21 protein-coding genes are annotated in these 21,046 nt (G+C 65.6%); 7 read left to right on the top strand and 14 right to left on the bottom strand.

Translation table 11 applies throughout. From position 1 onward, the window contains the following. Nucleotides 1–65: 65 nt before the first annotated feature. From P0D87_RS17180 to P0D87_RS17165, 4 genes are read right to left on the bottom strand one after another with little or no spacing between them, the layout of a single operon-like run. Nucleotides 66–1,382: an FAD-dependent oxidoreductase gene (locus P0D87_RS17180; RefSeq protein ID WP_053860093.1), complete on the bottom strand. Its 1,317-nt coding sequence runs from the start codon at nucleotides 1,380–1,382 to the stop codon at nucleotides 66–68. After that, nucleotides 1,379–1,654 (bottom strand): (2Fe-2S)-binding protein, encoded by a 276-nt coding sequence (locus P0D87_RS17175; protein ID WP_053860092.1) that lies wholly within the window; start codon nucleotides 1,652–1,654, stop codon nucleotides 1,379–1,381. Before P0D87_RS17175 ends, P0D87_RS17180 begins: the two co-directional genes overlap by 4 nt. After that, the gene (locus tag P0D87_RS17170) at nucleotides 1,647–2,774 is read right to left on the bottom strand and encodes an NAD(P)/FAD-dependent oxidoreductase (RefSeq protein ID WP_408636970.1); all 1,128 of its coding nucleotides are present in this window, start codon (nucleotides 2,772–2,774) and stop codon (nucleotides 1,647–1,649) included. The genes P0D87_RS17175 and P0D87_RS17170 overlap by 8 nt, the downstream gene beginning before the upstream one ends. Continuing rightward, nucleotides 2,771–3,727 carry a 4-hydroxyproline epimerase gene (locus P0D87_RS17165; protein ID WP_053860091.1) on the bottom strand — a complete coding sequence of 319 codons (957 nt, stop codon included), beginning with the start codon at nucleotides 3,725–3,727 and terminating at the stop codon, nucleotides 2,771–2,773. The genes P0D87_RS17170 and P0D87_RS17165 overlap by 4 nt, the downstream gene beginning before the upstream one ends. A 359-nt stretch (nucleotides 3,728–4,086) precedes the next feature. On the opposite strand from P0D87_RS17165, the gene P0D87_RS17160 reads away from it, so the two are divergent. Continuing rightward, nucleotides 4,087–4,992: a dihydrodipicolinate synthase family protein gene (locus P0D87_RS17160; RefSeq protein WP_053860090.1), complete on the top strand. Its 906-nt coding sequence runs from the start codon at nucleotides 4,087–4,089 to the stop codon at nucleotides 4,990–4,992. Nucleotides 4,993–5,031: 39 nt separating this feature from the next. On the opposite strand, the gene P0D87_RS17155 is transcribed toward P0D87_RS17160, so the two are convergent. Continuing rightward, nucleotides 5,032–5,754 (bottom strand): response regulator transcription factor, encoded by a 723-nt coding sequence (locus tag P0D87_RS17155; protein WP_006052731.1) that lies wholly within the window; start codon nucleotides 5,752–5,754, stop codon nucleotides 5,032–5,034. Between the two features lie 396 nt (nucleotides 5,755–6,150). Here P0D87_RS17155 and P0D87_RS17150 point away from each other — a divergent pair, with 396 nt between their 5' ends. After that, entirely contained in the window at nucleotides 6,151–7,452 is a 1,302-nt protein-coding gene (locus tag P0D87_RS17150) for an MFS transporter (RefSeq protein WP_053860089.1), read from the top strand. 181 nt (nucleotides 7,453–7,633) lie between these two features. Further along, nucleotides 7,634–9,088: an MFS transporter gene (locus tag P0D87_RS17145; protein WP_149029235.1), complete on the top strand. Its 1,455-nt coding sequence runs from the start codon at nucleotides 7,634–7,636 to the stop codon at nucleotides 9,086–9,088. A gap of 213 nt (nucleotides 9,089–9,301) precedes the next feature. Here the strand turns inward: P0D87_RS17145 and P0D87_RS17140 are convergent, their stop codons facing one another. From P0D87_RS17140 to P0D87_RS17120, 5 genes are all read right to left on the bottom strand, one after another. Then, entirely contained in the window at nucleotides 9,302–9,574 is a 273-nt protein-coding gene (locus tag P0D87_RS17140; RefSeq protein WP_006052735.1) for a hypothetical protein, read from the bottom strand. Between the two features lie 67 nt (nucleotides 9,575–9,641). Further along, nucleotides 9,642–10,073 (bottom strand): DoxX family protein, encoded by a 432-nt coding sequence (locus tag P0D87_RS17135; protein ID WP_006052736.1) that lies wholly within the window; start codon nucleotides 10,071–10,073, stop codon nucleotides 9,642–9,644. 209 nt (nucleotides 10,074–10,282) lie between these two features. Continuing rightward, entirely contained in the window at nucleotides 10,283–10,744 is a 462-nt protein-coding gene (locus tag P0D87_RS17130; protein WP_006052737.1) for an RbsD/FucU family protein, read from the bottom strand. A 109-nt stretch (nucleotides 10,745–10,853) separates the two neighbouring features. After that, nucleotides 10,854–11,129: a hypothetical protein gene (locus P0D87_RS17125; protein WP_006052738.1), complete on the bottom strand. Its 276-nt coding sequence runs from the start codon at nucleotides 11,127–11,129 to the stop codon at nucleotides 10,854–10,856. A gap of 65 nt (nucleotides 11,130–11,194) precedes the next feature. After that, complete coding sequence (locus P0D87_RS17120) at nucleotides 11,195–11,563, bottom strand: nuclear transport factor 2 family protein (RefSeq protein ID WP_006052739.1); 369 nt, start codon at nucleotides 11,561–11,563, stop codon at nucleotides 11,195–11,197. 524 nt (nucleotides 11,564–12,087) lie between these two features. Here P0D87_RS17120 and P0D87_RS17115 point away from each other — a divergent pair. From P0D87_RS17115 to flhC, 4 genes are all read left to right on the top strand, one after another. After that, the gene (locus P0D87_RS17115; protein ID WP_321175821.1) at nucleotides 12,088–12,972 is read left to right on the top strand and encodes a helix-turn-helix domain-containing protein; all 885 of its coding nucleotides are present in this window, start codon (nucleotides 12,088–12,090) and stop codon (nucleotides 12,970–12,972) included. A 671-nt stretch (nucleotides 12,973–13,643) separates the two neighbouring features. Then, nucleotides 13,644–14,867 (top strand): YeeE/YedE family protein, encoded by a 1,224-nt coding sequence (locus P0D87_RS17110; RefSeq protein ID WP_053860086.1) that lies wholly within the window; start codon nucleotides 13,644–13,646, stop codon nucleotides 14,865–14,867. A 531-nt stretch (nucleotides 14,868–15,398) separates the two neighbouring features. Next, nucleotides 15,399–15,719, top strand: a complete 321-nt coding sequence (gene flhD, locus P0D87_RS17105; protein ID WP_006052742.1) for a flagellar transcriptional regulator FlhD — start codon at nucleotides 15,399–15,401, stop codon at nucleotides 15,717–15,719. Between the two features lie 13 nt (nucleotides 15,720–15,732). Next, nucleotides 15,733–16,311 carry a flagellar transcriptional regulator FlhC gene (flhC, locus tag P0D87_RS17100; protein WP_006052743.1) on the top strand — a complete coding sequence of 193 codons (579 nt, stop codon included), beginning with the start codon at nucleotides 15,733–15,735 and terminating at the stop codon, nucleotides 16,309–16,311. 123 nt (nucleotides 16,312–16,434) lie between these two features. Here flhC and P0D87_RS17095 read toward each other — a convergent pair whose 3' ends face one another. The 4 genes from P0D87_RS17095 to P0D87_RS17080 form a co-directional block, all read right to left on the bottom strand. Beyond that, on the bottom strand, nucleotides 16,435–17,763 hold the full coding sequence (locus P0D87_RS17095; RefSeq protein WP_029970124.1) for an Nramp family divalent metal transporter: 1,329 nt from the start codon (nucleotides 17,761–17,763) through the stop codon (nucleotides 16,435–16,437). A 61-nt stretch (nucleotides 17,764–17,824) separates the two neighbouring features. After that, on the bottom strand, nucleotides 17,825–19,027 hold the full coding sequence (locus P0D87_RS17090) for an acyl-CoA dehydrogenase family protein (RefSeq protein WP_053860085.1): 1,203 nt from the start codon (nucleotides 19,025–19,027) through the stop codon (nucleotides 17,825–17,827). Nucleotides 19,028–19,231: 204 nt separating this feature from the next. Continuing rightward, nucleotides 19,232–19,888, bottom strand: coding sequence for a methionine ABC transporter permease (locus tag P0D87_RS17085; protein WP_053860084.1), 657 nt, complete (start codon nucleotides 19,886–19,888; stop codon nucleotides 19,232–19,234). Continuing rightward, nucleotides 19,881–21,041 carry a methionine ABC transporter ATP-binding protein gene (locus P0D87_RS17080; protein WP_053860083.1) on the bottom strand — a complete coding sequence of 387 codons (1,161 nt, stop codon included), beginning with the start codon at nucleotides 21,039–21,041 and terminating at the stop codon, nucleotides 19,881–19,883. Before P0D87_RS17080 ends, P0D87_RS17085 begins: the two co-directional genes overlap by 8 nt. Nucleotides 21,042–21,046: the final 5 nt, after the last annotated feature.

Genomic DNA, 21,046 nt, shown 5'->3' with positions numbered 1-21,046 from the left:
CGCCGTCGATTATAAAGCCGCCGATTCGCCGACAATATGCGCGTGCCGGCGATGATCGGCGCACGTCATTCGGTCTGCGGCGGATGCCCGGCCGCTGCGATCAGCGTGCCGATTTGCGCGGGACTGAATGGCGGACGCGGCGCCGCCGATGGCCAACCGAAGTACACGTTGGCGGCGGTCCCGCAGATCTTTCCCTGGCAGGCGCCCATCCCGCAACGGGTGTGCAGCTTGGCGTCGCGCCAGTTCTGGAACGCGCGCACTTCGCCGACGCTGACGTCTTCGCAGCGGCATAGCAGGGTGTCGTCGGCGGGCGGGATGCGCGCGGCGGGCTGCAGAGCGAAGGCGGTTTCGACGCGCGCCGCGAAGCGGCGCCAGCGTTGGCGTTGTGCGTGAAGTGTGCGGAGGCGGGAGCTTGCGGTTAGTTCGGGGCTCGATCCGTCGACGCTGCTGCGTTCACCCACGCCCAACCCCGCGATTTCCCCTTCGATCGACGCCAACTCCGCGCCGCCCACTCCCGTGCACTCGCCCGCCGCAAACACGCCCTCGACCGAGGTGCGCTGCGAAGCATCGACGACGATGCCGCCTGCTTCGTCGATCGCACAGCCGAACGCCTGCGCGAGCGTGACATTCGGCACCAGCCCAAAGCCGCACGCGACACGCTCGCAATCGAGCGTCACCCTGCGCTCGCCGCGCCGGATCGTGACCTGTTGCACGCGGTGTTCGCCGTGCGCCGCTTCGACCATGCTGCTCGTCCAGTAGCGCGTGCCGCCGAAACCGCGCGTCATGCTCACGGCCTGCCGCAGCTTCGCGGGTTCGCGTAGAAGCGAAGCGCCAAAACGCGCGACCTTTATGGCCGAAGCCTGCTCGACCACCGCGAGCACTCGCGCGCCGGCTGCGCGTGCCGTGGCCAATGCGGCGATCAGCAACGGACCGCTGCCCGCAATCACGACGCGCTCACCGCGTACCGGCATGCCGCCTTTGATCAGCGCCTGCAGCGCGCCCGCGCCGGTGACGCCGCGCAGCGTCCAGCCGGCGAACGGCAGCAAGCGCTCACGTGCGCCGGTCGCCAAAATCAGGCGCTCGTATGTCATGCACACGCCGCCTCGTTCCGCCGATTCGACCAGCAGACCACGCGGCGCGAGCGGCGCAATGACGCGCGTCGACGGAAAATGAGTCACGTTGCCGTGGCGGCTTAAATCGGCGAGCAGAGCGCGCAGCGGCGACTGCGGCGCGATGCCCGGTCCCTGCCGCCAGATCTGGCCGCCGACGCGCGGATTGTCGTCGAGCAACGCGACGGCCGCGCCTTCGCGTGCCGATGCAAGCGCGGCGTGGAGACCGGCCGGGCCGGCGCCTACTACGATCACGTCGAAGTGCTGAGTCACGGTGCGTTCACCTTCTGCGTATGCACGACTTGCCCATCGCGGCACAACGTCTGGCACGCGAGCACATGCGCGCGTCCGTCTATCGTCACGCGGCATTCCTGACAGACACCCATCCCGCAGAGAACAGCGCGCGGCTCGCCGCGCACGGACACCCGCGTGCCGCTCCCGCAACCCACAACCACCAGCGCCGCCGCCACGGTCGTCCCGGCGTCGACCTCGACAGCCACTCCGTCGATCATCACCCGAACCCGCGCCTCGCCACTCTTACTCATGCGCCACCTCGTGCACGAACCGCGCAGGCAAATAAGGCTCGACCGGAATCGCCGCCGTCTCTCCGACCATCTGTGCGGCAAGCAGCTTCGCCGTCGCAAGCGATGTCGTCACACCCAGCCCCTCATGACCGACCGCAAGCCACACGCCGGGCGCGGCGTCGCCGGCCGGACCGATGAGCGGCAAGCCATCCGGCGATGCCGCGCGAAAGCCGGTCCATGCGCGAATGCCGTTGAGCTGCGGCAGCATCGGCAGATAGTGCGCGGCGCGCTGCAGCATCTGCGCGAGCACGGGCATCTCGACTGCGGGGTCGGTCGTGTCGAACTGGCGCGATGAGCCGATCAGCAACTGCCCCGTCGGCCGCGGCTGCGCATTGAATGCGACCGACGTGCCCGTCGCGTGGTGCGCGCTCTTGATATACCCGAGCTCGAGCAATTGATGATGGATCAGCTCGGGGTAACGGTCGGTGATCAGCAGATGGCCCTTCTTCGGTTGCAGCGGCAGCGTCGGCACGAGTTCGCGAGCGCCGAGGCCGTTTGCGACGATCACATGCCGCGCGCCGCGCCGCTCGCCGTTCGCGAGCGTGACGCCCGTTGCATCCACGGAAATAACAGGCGCGCCGAGCCGCACGCCGATGTTCGCCGACGCCGGCGATTGCGTCAGCAGCCACTCGGCGGCCGTCGGCGCGTACACAATGCTGTCGTGCTCGATGCGCAAACCGCCGACAAGCGACGCCGCCACCGCCGGCTCGCATTGGCGCAGCGCGGACGCGTCGAGCAGTTGCGCTGCAACGCCATGCGCTTCGTAAGCGGCGTGCATTGCGCGGGCGGCTTGCCATTCTTCTTCGTCGGCGGCGAGCCAGAGCGTGCCGCAGCGCGCGAACGCGTCGCGCGTGCGCAGTCGAGGCGCGAGTTGCAGCCAGAGGTCGCGCGAGTAAAGCGAGAGCGCCAGTTCAGCGGGCGAGTCGTTCATCACGACGATATGGCCCATCCCGGCCGCCGTCGCGCCGCCGCCGATGCCTTGCGCGTCCAGCACCTCGACGCGCATGCCGAGTGCGGCGAGTTCGGCCGCGCAGGCCGCGCCGACGATGCCCGCGCCGACGATCAAGACATCCGCCGTCATGCCGTGCAGATGCCCCACGCAAACGGATCGCGTTCGTCGAAGCAAAGCCGCCCTTCCGCCGTGATATGCGCGTGTCCGGTGATGGTCGGAATCACGCCGAGGCCGTCGTCCGCGTGACGATAGCTCGCCTCGAACACGCTGCCGATAATGCTCTCCTGCCGCCACACCGCGCCTTCGGCGAGCTTGCCGTCCGCCGCGAGGCACGCCACTTTCGCGCTGGTGCCCGTGCCGCACGGCGAGCGGTCGTACGCGTTGCCCGGACAGAGCACGAAACTGCGGCTGTCGATGCCGTCGCGCGAGCCCGGCCCGAAGAGCTCGATATGGTCGATCAGCGCGCCGTCGGCGCCGGTGATCCGCTGCGCGATCAGCGCGTCGCGGATCGCGGCGCTGAACGCCGTCAACTCAGGAATGTGCGCCGGCTCCAACGAACGGCCATGTTCGGCGACGAGGAAAAACCAGTTGCCGCCCCAGCCGATGTCGCCCGTCAACACGCCATATCCCGGCACGTCCACCTGAACGGCCTCGCGATAGCGATACGCCGGCACGTTGCGCACGGCGACGCTGCCGTCGTCGTTGAGCGTCGCTTCCACCACGCCGACGGGCGTCTCGATCCGATGACGCCCCGGCGCGATCCGCCCCATATGCGCGAGCGACACCACGAGGCCGATCGTGCCGTGCCCGCACATGCCGAGATAGCCGACGTTGTTGAAGAAGATCACGCCGGCCGCGCACGACGGGTCGTCGGGTTCGCACAGCAGCGCGCCGACTACCACGTCCGAGCCGCGCGGTTCGGTGACGATGCCGGCGCGCCAGTCGTCGAAGCGCGTGCGGAATACGTCGAGCCGCTCTGCGAGCGTTCCGCCGCCGAGATCGGGGCCGCCGGACACGACCAGGCGGGTCGGTTCACCGCCGGTGTGGGAGTCGATGATATTGAGCGTTTTCATGACGCACATGGTAGGAACGGCGCACGCGCGAGTCTTGGTGCGACTGCGCGTGGATTGTGACGATTTCGGCATAGGTTGTAGTTTTACCGCTGCGTGGTTCCGCAGGCCACGCAACGCTGAATGAACTTGCGGCCGCGCCTCGGCCGCAGCGGCAAAGGCACGGCCGTTTGCCCAGCGCGGACCGCCGCGCACGCACCGGCCAGCCGCCTCTTAACATATCGCAAAAACGCAGCACCGCCCCGCCTTCTAAGTGCGACCTCGAACCCCACTATGCCGAAATCGTCATCCGCCACGCGCGATTGACGCAAGACGGCGGCGTTTTCGCTGCTTACACTGTGCTTCGACTCATCACATTCAGGAGAGCAGTCGTGGCGCATATCTGGGAAGGCGTATTGCCGGCGGTCACCACCAAGTTCAACGCGGATTTCAGCATAGACCGTGCGTGGACCGCAAAGAATATCGAAGCGCAGATCGACGCGGGCGTGGACGGCATCATCGTGTGCGGATCGCTTGGCGAAGCGTCGACGCTCTCGCTCGACGAAAAGCTGGAAGTGCTCGACATCGCCGTGGACGCCTCGCGCGGCCGCGTGCCGGTGCTGCTGACGATCGCGGAAAACAGCACGCTCGACGCCTGCCGCCAGGCCGAACACGGCGGCCGGCACGGCGCGGCCGGTTTCATGGTGCTGCCGGGTCTGCGCTATCTGTCCGATCGGCGCGAGACGCTGCATCACTTTCGCAGCGTCGCCGACGCAAGCGCGCTGCCGCTGATGATCTACAACAATCCGCTCGCGTACGGCGTCGATATGACGCCCGAGATGTTCGCCGAAATCGCCGACGAGAAAAAGATCGTCGCGATCAAGGAATCATGCGGCGACGTGCGGCGCGTGACCGATCTGATCAACGCGGTCGGCGACCGCTTCGCGATTCTGTGCGGCGTCGACAATCTCGCGATGGAAGCCATCCTGATGGGCGCGCATGGCTGGGTGGCCGGTCTCGTGTGCGCGTTTCCGCATGAGACGGTGGCGATCTACAAGCTGTTGAAAGCGGGACGCCTGGAAGAAGCGCGGGCGATTTACCGCTGGTTCGCGCCGCTGCTCGCGCTCGACGTATCGTCGAAACTCGTCCAGAACATCAAGCTCGCCGAAGCGATGGTGGGACTCGGCACGGAGCCGGTCCGCCCGCCGCGCCTGCCGCTTGCCGGCGACGAGCGCGCGGCGGTGGAAGCGTTGATCCGCAAGGCGCTAGAAACGCGGCCGCAATTGCCGCGCCTTTGAGCGAGTGCCGGTGTGCGAGTTTGAGCGTGAATAAAGGCTTCAGGCCGCCTGCGGCTGCGCATGCACGGCGTCCTCGTGACGCAGATGCAGCAGCCTGTAGCCGCTCTTATAAACCGGCTGCAGGCGAAACTCGTTTTGCGGCTCGATTGCGAGCAACAGACGCAGCCGCGACACGTGGCTGTCGATGGTGCGCGTGAACTCGCGGAATTCGCGGCCCCACACCATCGCGAAAATGTGATCGCGCGACATCACGCGGCCAATGTTCGAGAAGAACAGCGAGGCGAGCCGGTATTGCGTGCCGGACAACGCGACCGGCTGGCCGCGCAGCATGACGACCTGGCGATGCGTGTCGAAGCGGTACGGGCCCACGTCGAAGCTCGCGGTGCCGAAGCGCTCCGGATAGGCGCGCCGCAGCAACGCCGTGACGCGCTCGCGGAATTCGGCCGGGCGCAGCGGCAGTGACGCGTAGTCGTCGGCGCCGTTGACGAACGCGCGCACCATGCTCTCCTCGGACGTGTCGCGCGACACGAAAATCACCGGCATCCGGTCGCCGCCGACCGCGCGCGCCGTGCGCAACACCTCGGTGCCCGACAGGCGCGTGCCGTGCCAGTCCAGCACCAGCAGATCCACGGTGGATCGGGCAAGCGTTTTCGACATGGTGAGACCGTCGTCGTAGCCCGCGCAGGTATGGCCGGCGCTCGTCAGAATCTTTTCAATCGACTGACGCATGACGGGATCACGTTGGAGAATGGCAATGCGCATGGGATGACTCATAACTGATGGCGTGGACGCGATTCTCGAAGGCCCACCCGCGCTATCCCATAGGACCAATCCTAATTTAGCGTTTGCTCAGACGAATCCGCTCGACGAATCGCCGACGGACTACAGCCGACTTCCTGTACCCAGGCCCGGCTTTCCCCAAGCCCGCCACGAAACGCGGACTCAAGCAGAACTTTCCCAATCTAATTAAGCACTTCCCGAGGCGAATCGCTTTCATCCTGTAAAATCGCCGGTTGGCTTACTTCGTCATCGCGCCGCCCTACCCGGGACGGCGCGCCGGTGTCCCGCGCTCTACCCAGCCGTTGCCACACTTCTCGCCCGACGAGCGCCGTTTTTCCACGCCACACGTGGTTTCCAATTCAACACAACGACATAGCAATGCAAGCGACAAATCTGGGTGGAGCGCAGGCTGTCACCCCACGCCCGCTTGGGCGCAGCGACTATAAAACGCTCGGCCTCGCGGCCCTGGGCGGCGCACTCGAGTTCTACGACTTCATCATCTTCGTGTTTTTTGCGCCGGCAATCGGCCAGCTATTCTTTCCGGCCGCGATGCCGGACTGGCTGCGCCAGGTGCAGACCTTCGGCATCTTCGCCGCGGGTTATCTGGCGCGGCCGCTCGGCGGCATCATCATGGCGCACTTCGGCGATCTGTTCGGCCGCAAGCGCATGTTCACGCTAAGCGTGCTGCTCATGTCCGTGCCGACGCTGATGATGGGTCTCCTGCCTACTTACGCGAGCATCGGCGTAATGGCGCCGGTTCTTCTGCTGCTGTTTCGCGTGATGCAGGGCGCGGCGGTCGGCGGCGAGGTGCCGGGCGCGTGGGTGTTCGTCTCCGAGCACGTGCCCGAGCGGCACATCGGCTACGCGTGCGGCACGCTGACGGCCGGGCTGACGGCGGGCATCCTGCTCGGCTCGCTGATCGCGTCGGCGGTGAATCGCAATTTCGTGCCTGCTGAAATCGCCGATTACGCGTGGCGCATTCCGTTCCTGATCGGCGGCGTGTTCGGCATGTTTTCGGTTTATCTGCGCCGCTGGCTGCACGAGACGCCGGTGTTCGCCGAACTCAAGCAACGCAAGGCGATTGCCGCCGAAGTGCCGCTCAAGGCCGTGCTGCGCGACCACGGCCGCGCGGTCATCGTGTCGATGCTGCTTACGTGGATGCTGTCGGCCGCGATCGTCGTCGTGATCCTGATGACGCCGACGCTGCTGCAAAAGCAGTTTCACATCGCGCCGGCCACCGCGCTGCTCGCGAACTGCGTGGCGACGCTGTGCCTGACGATCGGCTGCGTGATGGCGGGCTCGATCGCCGGGCGCGTCGGCGCGGGACGCACGATTTTCATCGGCGGCCTGGCGCTGGCGGCGACCTACTATGCGATGTTCCAGCAGCTCGCCGTCGATACGTCCACGCTCGTGCCGCTGTACGGCGTGACCGGCCTGCTGGTCGGCGTGATCGGCGCGATTCCGTTCGTGATGGTGAAAGCCTTTCCGCCGGTCGTGCGCTTCTCGGGCATCTCGTTTTCGTACAACGTCGCGTACGCGATCTTCGGCGGACTGACGCCGATCGCCGTCTCGCTGATGATGAAATCGAACCCGATGGCCGCGCCGTTGTACGTCGGCACGATCTGCGTGCTGGGCGCGCTGACTGCGCTCTTCATCAAGGACGCGCCGTACAAGCGCTGATCCTGCGTGTGCGCTCATGAATGACGCGAACGGCGCGCCTTTGCAGGCGCGCCGTTTTCGCATGTGCGAGCGAGTGCGTTCGTTCAGGCGGCGACGCGACTGAGCGCATATCCTGCACGGTCTTCCACCGACATCGACACTTCACGCCGGCCCGAAACATCGGGCGCGCCATCGGCCTACGATGTGTCGCATGAACTCCCAAAAAACACCCGTTTCGCCCGCCCTCGGCCGCGTGCTCGCGACCGTCAGCGTCGGCTTCGTCGTCACGCAGCTGGACGTGACCATCGTCAATATTGCGCTGCCGCAGATCGGCGCGAATCTGCACGCGAACGTCGCGGGCCTGCAATGGGTCGTCGATGCGTACACGCTCGCCTTCGCCGTGCTGATGCTGTCGGCCGGCGCGCTCGGCGACCGCTTCGGCGCGCGCCGGCTGTATGCGGCAGGCATCGTGCTGTTCGCGCTGGCGTCGCTTGCCTGCGGCCTCGCGCTCGACGCGCCGATGCTCGTCGCGGCCCGCGCGCTGCAAGGCGTCGGCGCCGCCGCGATGCTGCCGAATTCGTTGGCGCTGCTCAACCAGTCGTACGGGCACGACCCGAAACTTCGCGCCCGCGCGGTCGGACTGTGGACGGCCTCGGGAGCCATTTCGATCGCCGCAGGCCCGGTGTTGGGCGGCCTGCTGATCGCGGCCTTCGGCTGGCGCAGCATTTTCCTCGTCAATCTGCCGATTTGCGCCGCCGGCTTTCTCGCGACCTTGCTGTGGGTGCCGCGTCCGCAGGCCGCCGCGAAAGCGGATACCAGCCCGCGCGGCATCGACCTCGGCGGCCAGTCGCTCGCTATCGTCGCGTTGACGGCGTTTGTCGCCGCCGTGATCGAATGGCGGCCGCTGGGGCTCACTCATCCGCTCGTCGCGGGCGGCTTCGTGCTCGCGGCGCTCGCGGGCGGCGCCTTCGTCGCCGTCGAAGTGCGGGCGCGCGCGCCGATGCTGCCGCTCTCACTCTTCGGCAAGCGCAGCTTCAGCGCGGCCGTGCTGTTCGGCATCTGCGTGAACATGACTTATTACGGCATGGTCTTCGTGCTGAGCCTGTATTTGCAGCGGGCGCGCGGCTACACGCCGTTGCAGGCCGGGCTCGCGTTTTTGCCGCTGACCGGCGGCTTCCTGATTTCGAACGTGGCGAGCGGCTGGGTGGTCGGGCGCTTCGGCGTGCGTGTGCCAATGATCGCCGGCGCCATCACCGCCGGGCTCGGCTACGGCCTGCTGCATTTCGTCGATGCCGGCACGCCGCTCATCGGCTTGCTGCTGCCGTTCCTGCTGATCCCGTCCGGCATGGGGCTCGCCGTGCCGGCGATGACGACCGCCGTGCTGGCATCGGTGGAAGCGCGGCGCGCGGGCACGGCATCGGCGGTATTGAACACGGCGCGCCAGGCGGGTGGCGCGGTGGGCGTGGCCGCCTTCGGCGCGCTCGCGAGCGGCTCCGCGGCGACGCAAATCGTTTCGGGCATGCAAACGGCGACGGCGATCTCGGTCGGGCTGCTGGTGTTCGGCGGCGTGATGAGTTGCCTCGTGCATCCGCAGCCGCATTCGTCGTCGACGGCGCGGGGCGACGCGGACTCCGTGCGCGTGGGCAATTCGCGCTGATGTTGCAGACTGGCTGTCGAGGCTTCGTGCGCCGCGTCTCGGTTCGCGTTCGTTCGTCTCGGCTCGCCTTTAAACGCACGCGCAATAAAAAACGACCCCGGCGGCTCGAGGCCACAGGGGTCGTCAGCGGTCTATCGGGCGTCTATCCGGCGTCTATCCGGCGTCTATCCGGCGCTCAGCCACGAGCGCGCCCTGCACCACTGCGCCGGCGAGCTACAGCGGCGCTTCCTGAATCGTGCCGGTGTTGATCGCGGCTTCGATCAGCCCTTCGTTTTGCGCCTTGCTGATTGCATCGGCGATCAGTTTTTCCGGCTCTTCGATCTCTGCCTTGATCGCGCCCAGGAATCCGGACGCATCGAGAACGACGAGCGTTTTCGCGGAATCGGCAAGGCTGATGATCACGCGATGCGGCGTGGGCCCTTCGCCAAGACTCGCGCACAACTGCAGCACCTTGCCCCCAATGGATTGCTCGAAACTTTGAATCATATGTGCTCCCTTGATTGCGGCCGAATACGGCAGCCGGTCGAACCGGCTAAATCGTGAACGCGGGCGCTCAAAGGCCCAACCCGCTGCGCGGCGCGCGCGCACCGTCGATACTGATACGCCCCGCGCCGGTCACGAACAGCAGCAGAAAACCACCGGCGATACCGATGTTTTTCCAGAAATGAATCACCATGTCGCGCTGCAAGGCGGCGTCGGTCACATTCCAGAAGTCGTGGCCCAGGACCGCGGTTGCCACCGTATAGACCGCCATGATGAGCGCGAGCGGACGCACCTTGAAGCCGACGATCAGCAGCAGGCCGCCCAATGCCTCCACGGCGGTGGCGATCGGCGCGGCGATCTGCACGAACGGCACGCCCTTCGAATGCAGGTAGCCGACAAAGCCCGCATAGCCCAGCAGTTTCATCACGCCGCCCCACAGGAACAGAACGGCAAGCGCGATACGCGCGATGAGAATAACGCCGGAATCGACGGGACGCGTCATGAGGTGCTCCTGTAGATGAATAAGCAGCAGACCCGGTGAAAGGGCCACAGTTCCCTGCTTTGCCTCTGAGCATAAGTGGATTGCCCGCGCTTTCCAAGGCGGGCAAGCGTTGGATGCGTAGTCTGCGACGCCCGGGATGCCCGGCGGCACGATTGGCTTCAAACGTCTTCACCGACGCTGACGCCGCGAACCGGCGGCGTCGTGCACGATCAACGCGGCGCGTCCGGCGCGAGCAGCACGCCTTTCGTGAAGACGAAGCAGCCGTAGCCACGGTCTTCACCCGTCGCGATCACGCAATACGCTTTGCGCGCGCGCTCGTAAAACGCGAAGCGTTCGATGGATGCAAACGGCACCTCGCGCCCCTCGGCGGCATTGACCTCGATCTGCGCCTCGCGCTGCACGGCCGGAATGGTATGCGGCTCGCCGACGACTTCCATCCGCGACGCCGGTTGCTCGATGAAGGTATCGAGCGGCAGCACGGAAAGCACGGCGCGGACCGCACGCGGCGCGCTCACGCCGTCCAGATGAAGCAGCTTGCCGAGCACCGTGGAATGCGCGACCGAGTTGCCCGGAAAGTTCGCGTCGCAGATCACGAGTTCGTCGCCGTGACCCATTGAGCGTAGTGCATGCAGGATGTCGGCGTTAAGCAGGGGATCGAGGTTCTTTAGCACTGTGTCTCCATGCAAGTTGCTTGCGGTTATTCGAATGGATTGAATCGATTGCCTTGATCGCAATACGGCAAACGATTGTAGCAAGCAACGTCGCGCGCTTCGGAGAGATTCAGTGCGCCGCGCAAGACGCGCCGGGCGCGCCGGACGCCCCACGCCTCTTGCCGCGGCAACGCCACCGCAACCATCCGATGATCGCGAGCAGCATCAGCCCCGCGCCGCCGAGCACCGGTTCGCGCCAGCCGAGCAACGCGGTGAACATGAACGCGCGCGTGCCGGCGAGCAGCGCGAAGCCGGCGATCGCGCCGGAGAACGCGTCCATCGCGGCAGCGAATCGCGCGAACGTTCTGACGGGCGAACGAGTCGTGACGCCGGCGGGCTCGTGCATGATGCTCTCCATGAAAGATGGGCGGTGGTGATTGGCGATGGCTAATTGCGATTGGCGGTGGCCGCTCAGGCGCCCGCTGGCACCTGGTCGAGGAAGCCGGTCACGGACTGAAGGCGCCCGTGCGCGTCGACCGTGCCGAAGTCGGAGCCCTTGACGATCGCATCGCCGGCGGGCGTCACGAGTTCCCACGAAAAGCGCAGGCGATTGCCGAAGCCGTCGACGTCGGTCGAGCGGCGAAACGTGTGACCGGCAAAGCGCTCCTGCACGGCCTGGATCATCGCGTCGATGCCGTCGTGGCACGCGCCGGTCATCAGCGGGTCGCGATAGTCGGCGTCGCGTGCCCACGTCGCGGCGATAAGTTCTCGGCGGCGCGCGCCGTCGGTCTCGTTCCATGCATCGAAATAACGGTCGATCAGGTTGGTATGCGCGTTCATCTCCCACTCCTATGGCGTGATAGAGCGCTACGCTCGGCACGCGGGTCGCGTGCGGCGGGCTCGGAGTGAAGATTCGCGGTTTGCGCGACGTCGGTCGATTACGTGGCAGGTAATCGGGGTGCTGCGGTGGGCGGGGCAATGTGGCGGCTGGGGTGGCGAGGCGTAGCCATGCGCAGCGAGAGGAGCAGCGAGGTGCGGCCACGCGCGGCGAGCGGCAGCGGGAGCGACGGGACGGGGACGGCCAGCGGTGGGACAGCCAGCGGCGAGGCGTAGCACTGCGCGGCGAGAGCGGAAGCGAGGCGCGGCCACGCGCGGCGAGAGCGGCAGCGAGGTGCGGCCACGCGCGGCGGGCGGCGACACGAGCGACGGGACGGCTAGCGGCGAGGCGCAGCCATGCGCGACGAGAGGGGCAGCGAGGTGCGGCTACACGCGGCGAGCGTCAAGCCACAAACGACGTGCGACACGCCCCACCCATTACCTCCCAGGTAATGGATTGCCGCGGCGCTTTGGCTATCATCGGTGGCATGAACACACTTTCTCTTGCGCAAGGCGCCGCGTCGGCGCCGCCCACGGCCAGCCGCAGCGTCGGCGATCTGCTGCGTGAATGGCGGCAGCGTCGGCGAATGAGCCAATTGCTGCTCGCCGCCGAAGCCGACATCTCGACGCGGCATCTGAGCTTCGTCGAATCCGGCCGCGCGACGCCGAGCCGCGAAATGGTGATGCATCTCGCCGAGCGCCTCGACGTGCCGCTGCGCGCGCGCAACGCGCTGCTGGTCGCCGCGGGATACGCGCCGCTGTTCCGCGAGCGTCCGCTGTCGGACCCGCAACTGAGCGCCGCGCGCGAGGCCGTCGAGCTGGTGCTGAAGGGCCACGAGCCGTATCCGGCGCTTGCCATCGACCGTCACTGGACGATCGTCGCCACCAACAATGCGCTCGCACCGCTGCTCGCGGGCGCGAGTCCCCAATTGCTGAAGCCGCCCGTCAACGCGTTGCGCCTGAGCCTGCATCCGGAAGGCATTGCGTCGTCGATCGTCAACTGGCACGCGTGGCGCGAGCACGTGCTCGCGCGGCTGCAACGGCAAATCGACGTAAGCGGCGACGACACCCTCAGCGCGCTGCGCGACGAGCTGGCTGCTTACCCGAGCCCGCCCGGCGCCGCCGCGCCCGATGCCGCCGATAGCCCGCTCAACCAGATCGCCGTGCCGCTGCGGCTGCGCACGCCGCTTGGCGTGCTGTCGTTCTTCAGCACGACGACGGTGTTCGGCACGCCAGTGGACGTGACGCTATCTGAACTCGCCATTGAGGCGTTCTTTCCGGCGGATCCGCAAACCGCGGCCGCACTGCGGGACTTCGCGGAGAAGCAGCGCGTGGACGGCGCTGCGGACAGGGAGACGGCTGCCGGCGCGTGAAAGCGTGGTCGAGTGGTCGAGTGGTCGAGTGGTCGAGTGGCTGCGTGGCTGCGTGGCTGCGTGGTCGCGTGGCTGCGTAGTCGCTTGTACGCGCGACGCAACGCCGGACCGCCCGCAGGATCGGCGACGCCCTCTCACGCGTCGCCTGAAGCAGCGCCGCGAGGTTGCGGTCAGGATCGTGGAGTTGATTGCGGCCTGCGGGCTCAGCTCGTGGCCGCGAACAGGCGGGACCAGAACGCATATGACAGCGCTCCGCTTGACCAACCGCACACGGCGACGCGACGCTCAACGGACCGCAGACGCCGGCACAGCGCTTGAGCGACCGCAGACGGCGGCGTGGCGTTCAACGGACCGCATATGCCAGCGCTCCGCTCAACCGCCCGCGCACGGCGGCGTGACGCTCAACGGAACGCAGCCAGCGCCACGCTGAACCGACAGGCACACGCCAGAGCACTGCCGAACCAACGCACATACGCTAGCGTCCCTCTCGACCGAGACACATACGCGAGCGCCGCGCTCACCCAACGCACGCCCCGCCCCTCTGCGCGAATCTCCCCCACGTGCTATCTTTTTCGATCCACTTTGCATGTGTCGACCCAGCGCGCTGAGCCTCCCGACGACGTTCACGTCGCGAGCCGCCGCCGCGCCAAAGTCCGCCTACCGTACTCATCATGTCCGATCTCTCCACTCCGCTTTCGCGCGCCCCGCGCCGCTTCGACCTCAACCCCAAACCGCTTGCCGCGGCGCTGCTGCTGATCGCGCTCGGCGCCGTCTATCTGGCGCAGACGGTCAGCGGCCGCCAGGCCGCGCTCTATATAGTCGGCGCGCTGCTCGGCCTGTCGCTCTATCACGCGGCATTCGGCTTTACGTCGGCGTGGCGCGTATTTATAGCCGATGGCCGCGGCGCCGGCCTTCGCGCGCAGATGCTGATGCTCGCCGTCGGCGTCGTGCTGTTCTTCCCGGCGCTCGCGTCGGGCAGCCTGTTTGGGCATCCGGTTGTCGGTCTGGTCGCGCCCGCGGGCACCTCCGTGGTGGTCGGCGCGTTCATGTTCGGCGTCGGCATGCAGCTTGGCGGCGGTTGCGCGTCCGGCACGCTGTACACGGTCGGCGGCGGCAGCACGCGAATGATCGTCACGCTCGCCGCGTTCGTCACCGGCTCCGTCGTGGCCACCGCGCATATGCCGTTCTGGACCGCGCTCCCGTCGCTCAAGCCGCTCTCGATGGTGACGACGCTCGGCGCAGGCAGCGCCATCGCGCTCAATCTGGCGATTTTCGCGGCCATCGCCGCGCTGACAGTGCTCGTCGAACGGCGCCGGCACGGAGCTCTCGTCAACGAGGCGGCGCGCCCGCCGCGTGCGTCGCCGTGGCTGCAAGGGCCGTGGCCGCTGTTCGTCGGCGCGCTCGCCCTCGTGCTGCTCAACTTCGCGACGCTCGCGCTGTCGGGCCGCCCGTGGGGCGTCACCTCGGCGTTCGCGCTGTGGGGCGCAAAGCTCTTCGCCGCGCTCGGGATAGACGTCGCGAGCTGGCCGTACTGGGCGACCCGCGCGAACGCGGGCGCGCTCGCAGCGCCTGTTACACACGACGTCACGACCGTGATGGACGTCGGCATCATTCTCGGCGCGATGGCCGCCGCCGCGCTCGCCGGGCGTTACGCGCCGGTCTGGAAAGTGCCGATGCGTTCGCTGATCGCGGCCGTGGTCGGCGGCCTGCTGCTCGGCTACGGCGCGCGCCTCGCCTACGGCTGTAACATCGGCGCGTACTTCAGCGGCATCGTCTCCGGCAGCCTGCACGGCTGGCTGTGGCTCGTCGCGGCGTTTGCCGGCAACGTGCTAGGCACGCGCCTGCGGCCCGCGTTCGGCCTCGAAGTCGAACGGGTACGTCGCACCGGCTGCTGATTCGCACCGGGGAAGTTACAAAGTCGCCTTGGTTTGTAACCGGGGCGGCAGCAGTCCGTTACAACTGTCTTCTGTCCCCAAAGCACGAAAAGCCGACGGTATTTATTACACATTTTTCTTCGGCTTTTCTCTTTCCCTTTCATTCAGACTTATTTACCGGTTGTGCGCACAACGATCCGCTGTTGCGCGGACGATACGCCCTCATCCCCGCCGCACAAGGGTTTTCATGGATCAGACCATTGTCGGCACGGCCGCAAAAGCCGTGTAGCATCGCCTATTACAGGCCGGTGAAATTCTTACCGAAATTTGATGCATCTTTTTGAGATATTTTTTCGAGAAGGGATTGATTTCTTGTTTTGCCCTTCATACAATTCGTCCCAAGCTGTTACGAAATGTAACGCGATGTATCAAAAGGTCGCCATCTGTATCAACCGAGCGACCCGTAGCCGAAGGACAACGTTTTCGGCGAGGCACAAAAGAGATAACGGCAAAAAGCCGACTTAGTAATTCGGGGCTTCGGAAACACAGAAAATGGACCGTAGCAGCGAGACGCTGGACTCAATCCGCGAGATTAACCTGTCGTACATCATGCTTGCGCAACGCATGTTGCGTGAGGACAAACCCGTCGGCATGTTCCGTCTGGGCTTGTCGTCGGAACTGGCCGATCTGCTTGCCGGGCTGTCGCTCGCGCAGATCGTCAAGCTGGCCTCTTCCGATCAGCTTTTGTGCTTCTTCCGCTTCAACGACCACTCGATGTTGTCGGCGTTGACGCAAACGACGAAGCACACCGCAGTTGCACCGACTCACGCGGCCATCCTGCTTGCAGGCCAGCCCGCCGAGCAATTTGCCTAATAGGGTGACTGCGATGCTTAAGCGTAGCCTGACGGAAGACGCACAAGAAGTGTTTCGCGCCATCGCGCTGATCGAACTGGGCGCACGCATGCAGGTGCTCGAGAGCGAGTTGACGCTCTCGCGCGATCGCATGATCCGCCTGTATCGTGAGGTGAAGGGCGTATCGCCGCCCAAGGGCATGCTGCCGTTCTCGGCGGACTGGTACATGACGTGGCTCGCGAACATTCACGCTTCGCTGTTCTACAACACGTACCTGTTCCTCAAGAACGAAGCGCGCTGCTCGCATCTCGACGCGCTGACGAAGGGATATCGGCTGTATCTCGAGCACTGCAAGCACAGCGAAACCGAACCGGTGCTGGACTTGACGCGCGCGTGGACGCTGGTGCGTTTCTTCGACGCCGACATTCTGCAACTGACGAAGTGCTGCCGTTGCACCGGCAAGTTCGTCGCGCACAAGCACGACTTGCAGCACAACGTGGTGTGCGGCGCATGCCAGCCGCCGTCGCGTGCCGGCAAGACGAAGAAGGCCGCAGCGGCTCGCCAGGAAGCAATGGAAGCTGCGCAGGTCGCGCAGGTCGCTCAAGCCGCCTGAGCCAGGCAACTCGTTGGACCCACGATGACGGCTGGTCCGCCCGATTCGTACCGAAGCCTCAAGAAAAAGTCCGCGCAGAACAAATTCTGCGCGGACTTTTTTGTTTGGTGCTGCGCTGTTCTCTTACCCCGCCAGTCCCACCGTCTGCACGACAAGCCAGAGATTCGCCGCAGTAATCACCGCAAACAGCGACCACGCGACGATTCTCGTCAGCAGCGTATTCGCGAACTCGCCCATCAGCGAACGGTCGCCCGTCATGCGGATCAGCGGATAAAGCGCGAACGGCAATTGCAGACTCAACACGACCTGGCTTGCGACGAGCAGTTTGCCCACCGCGCCGTTGCCCATCATCTGCACGCCGATCAGCGCGGGAATCAGCGCAAGCGCGCGTGTGATGAAGCGACGCTGCCAGCAAGGAATCTTCAGCTTCAGAAAGCCTTCCATGATGACCTGTCCCGCGACCGTGCCGGTGAAGGTCGAGCTTTGTCCCGATGCCAGCAGCGTGACCGCGAACAACACCGCCGCGAAGCCGGTGCCGACAATCGGCGCGAGCAGCTTGTACGCGTCTTCGATTTCGGTGACCTGATTGTGGCCGGTTGCATGAAACGCAGCGGCCGCGAGAATCAGGATCGCCATGTTGATCATCAACGCGAGCAGCAGCGAAGCGATGGTGTCGATGCGCGACATGCCGATTGCGGAGCCGATGCTCGCGGGATCGCGCTTGACCGCGCGCGTCTGCACGATCGACGAATGCAGATACAGGTTATGCGGCATCACGGTCGCGCCGAGAATGCCGATCGCGAGATACATCGGCTCGCGCGAACTCAGCGCCTGCCACGACGGAATCAGCCCTTGCGCGACCGACGGCCAATGCGGCTTCACGAGCGCCAGTTCGACGATATAGCCGACGCCGATCGTCGCGATCAGGCCGAGCATGATCGCTTCGAGATCGCGGAAATTTTTGCCCTTCAGGCCGAGCACGATCAGCGTGTCGAATGCCGTGAGCAGCACGCCCGTGGTCAGCGAGCATTTGAAGAGCAGATGGAATGCAAGCGCGCCGCCGAGCACTTCGGCGAGATCGCACGCGATGATCGACAACTCGGCGAGCAACCATTGGAACCGCGCGACGGCCGGCGAATAACGCGCTCGCGATAGTTCAGCGAGATCGCGCCCGGTGACGATGCCAAGACGCATGCTCAGGCATTGCAGCGCCATCGCCGCGAGACTCGAGAGCATGACGACGAACAACAGGCTGTAGCCGTAACGCGAGCCGGCCTCGATGTCGGTCGCCCAGTTGCCGGGGTCCATATAGCCGATCGAAACCAGCAGGCCGGGGCCCGCGAACTGCAGGATCTTCTTCCAGAAAGGCGCGCCTTGCGAGACGGCGACCGAGCCTTGCACTTCGGATGGACAAAACGGCGCCGTTGCCGTGGTCGGTAGTTTGAACTGCAATCCGGGAATCTCTCGAGGAGGAATAAAACCGCCGCGCAGCATGGCTGCGCCGCGGACCGCCTCAAGTGTACAAAGAAATTTCCGGCAATGTCCCGCTCAGTGCATAACGGCCGACATCGCGCACGCGATAGTCGAGCGGATCGTGCAGCGTGTGCACGCGCGCGTTGCGCCAGAAGCGGTCGAGCGCAAGCGGCCCGTGCGTGGCGCGCGCGCCGCATGCATCGAACAGTTTTTCGCTGACGTCGAGCGCCGCGCGATGGGCGACGATTTTCGCTTCGGATGTGGCGAGCGCCACATGTGCGCGCGCTTCGGCGGACAGCGAGGGGCCTTCGCGCCACGCGGCGTCGAGCGCCTGCGCGGCGCGTTCCGCCAGCGCCTCGGCGCACACCGCCTGGATGCGCATTTCGCCGAAGCGCTGGATCAGATACGGATCGTCGGTCGCTTTGGCCACGCCCGAAGTCAGCCACGGTTTGCCGTATTGCGTGACATACGCGCGGGCTTCGTCGAGCGCACCTTGTGCAATGCCGACGAACAGATTGGTCATCACCTGCTGCGAGACGAGCGTGCGCAAACTCGCGTACGGCGTGTCCGCGCGATGCAGCACTTCATCCGGCTCGACCCTGACCTGCGCGAATGAAACGCTGCCGCTGTCGGTCTGCCGCTGCCCGATCGGATTCCAGTCCTCATTGACGGTGATGCCCTCGCGCGTGGTCGGCACCACTGCGAATACGGAATTGCCGGTGAGCGGGTCTTGTGCGGAAACCGTCATCATCTGCGAGCCGCGCGTGCCTGAGCAAAAGCCCTTCTGGCCGTTCAGAAGATAGCCGCCGTCGATCGTTGCACTTGCAACGAGGCGCGTATCGAGCGGATTCACCGCATTGCCCCACCACCAGCGTTCCTTGACTGTGCCGCTCAAATAGCGCGCGCGCTGTTCGGCATTGCCCCACACATTGACGCTCACTTCCTGCAGGAAAGTGAAGCCGAGCAGATGAGCAAGCGCACTGTCGACCTGCGCGATCTTGCGAATCACCTGATAGATATGCGGCCACGATGCGCCCTCGCCGCCGAATTCGCGCGGCACGGCGAGTGTGAGCAGGCCGGCGTCGGCGATCCACTGTTTTTCCTGTGCGGCATGGCCGCCGGCAAGATCGCGTTGCGCGGCGCTCGCATGCAATGCGTCGAGCAGACCGGTGAGATCTCGCACCGCCGGCGCGGCGGACGCCTCGCGCGCGTGCAGCGCCGCGGCGTGACCTGAATCGTTCATGCTGTTTCCAGTGATGATGTTTGCGGTGTGGATGGGACCGTGCTCGCAACGCTCACGAGAGGCTCACGACCGTCATCCAGCAGGTTTCATGATAGGCGGTGATGCTGGCAACCGATAGGAGCGGCGTTATTCGTCATGCGAAAGCGCTGTATGGCCGCTGCTTTGCGAGTACCCTGCATTCGTTCGATGCACGAAGCCGCCTCATCACCCGCGTTGCGCGAGCCGCCGCACGAAGCGATCGCCCACCAGTTGCACCGCCGTCACGATTGCAATCAGCAACGCGATGACCGTGACCATCACCGTGGTATCGAAACGCTGATAGCCGTAGCGGATCGCCAGATCGCCGAGGCCGCCCGCGCCGACCGCGCCCGCCATCGCGGAAGAGCCGATCATCGCGACCACCGTGATCGTGAAGCCGCCGACAATGCCGGGCAACGCTTCCGGCAACAGCACATGCCAGATGATATGCCGGCGCTGGGCGCCCATCGCCTGCGCTGCTTCGATCAATCCACGGTCCACTTCACGCAGACTCACTTCGGCCACGCGCGCGAGAAACGGAATCGCGGCGATGCTAAGCGGCACGACCGCTGCCCACACGCCGATCGTCGTGCCGATGAGTAAGCGCGTGAGCGGCAGCAATGCGACCAGCAGAATGATGAACGGCGTCGAGCGGAATGCATTGACGAGCGCGCCGAGCGTGCTGTTCACCGCACGCTTTTCGAAGATGCCGCCGCGCGTGGTCGTGACCAGCACCAGCGCCAACGGAATGCCGACGAGCGCCGCGATCAACGCGGAGATGCCGACCATCAGCACCGTATCGCGTATCGCACCGACGAGTTCGGAAAGCCAGAGCTCAGACATAGCCCAGCACCTCGACATGATTCGCGTGGCCGCGCGCGCGTTCGAGCAATGCGGCGATCTGCGCATGCACGCTCGCGCGTCCGTTCGCGCGCATTTGCGCCGACACGATCAGGCGCCCTTGCGCATGCCCCTGAATCCGGTCGATGCCGCCATGCACGAAACTCACGCTACTTCCGTCGACGCTGAGCGCGGACGCGAGGCCGGCGAGATCGGGGTCGCGCGCGTCATCGCCGGTGAAGCGCACGTCGAGCAGAACGCGTGCGTCGGCTTGCTCGATATCGGCGAGCGGCTTCACGCGCTCCGCGAGATCGGCGGGCAAATCATGCACCAGCGTGCGCAGCAACGCTCGCGTGGCATCGTGCTGCGGCTCGCCGAATACGCGCCACACCGGGCCCGTTTCGACCACACGGCCACGCTCGATCACGGCAACCGTATCGCACACTTCACGAATCACCTGCATTTCGTGCGTGATTAGAACAACAGTCAGCTTCAGGCGCCGATTAATGTCGCGCAGCAGTGCGAGAATCGCCTGCGTCGTTTCGGGATCGAGTGCGGACGTGGCCTCGTCGCAGAGAAGAATGTCGGGGTCCGTAACGAGCGCGCGTGCAATGCCGACGCGCTGCTTCTGCCCGCCTGACAAACTGGCCGGATACGCATCGCGCTTCGCCGCCAGACCGACGAGTTCGAGCAATGCATCGACCTTCGCGTCGATTGCCGCCTTCGGCACGCCCGCAATTTTGAGCGGCAACGCGATGTTCTCGCGCACCGTCTTCGCGGACAGCAGATTGAAGTGCTGAAACACCATGCCGATGCGTCGGCGCAGCGTCACGAGTCCGCGTTCGTCGAGTTCGCCGACACTTACGCCATTCACTCGCACCGCGCCCGAGCTCGGCTTTTCGAGTCCGTTGACGAGCCGCAGCAACGTCGATTTGCCCGCGCCGCTGCGCCCGATAATGCCGAACACTTCGCCGCGCGCAACGTTCAACGTGACGTCCGCGAGAGCCGCGGTCGACGCGCCGCGCGTGCCCGCAAACACTTTGCCTACGTTGTCGAATACGACAGCGGCCTGCGTCGGCGCCGCGTTCGAAACAGGTTCGGCTGCGCGCGACGGCGCGTCCTGAATGAACTGCGGCACATCGAAAAGATTAGCCATGCTTT

Origin of the sequence: Paraburkholderia sp. RL17-368-BIF-A (assembly GCF_046054045.1) — a bacterium.
Lineage (GTDB): Bacteria > Pseudomonadota > Gammaproteobacteria > Burkholderiales > Burkholderiaceae > Paraburkholderia > Paraburkholderia graminis.
This window is presented reverse-complemented; position numbering and strand designations above follow the sequence as displayed.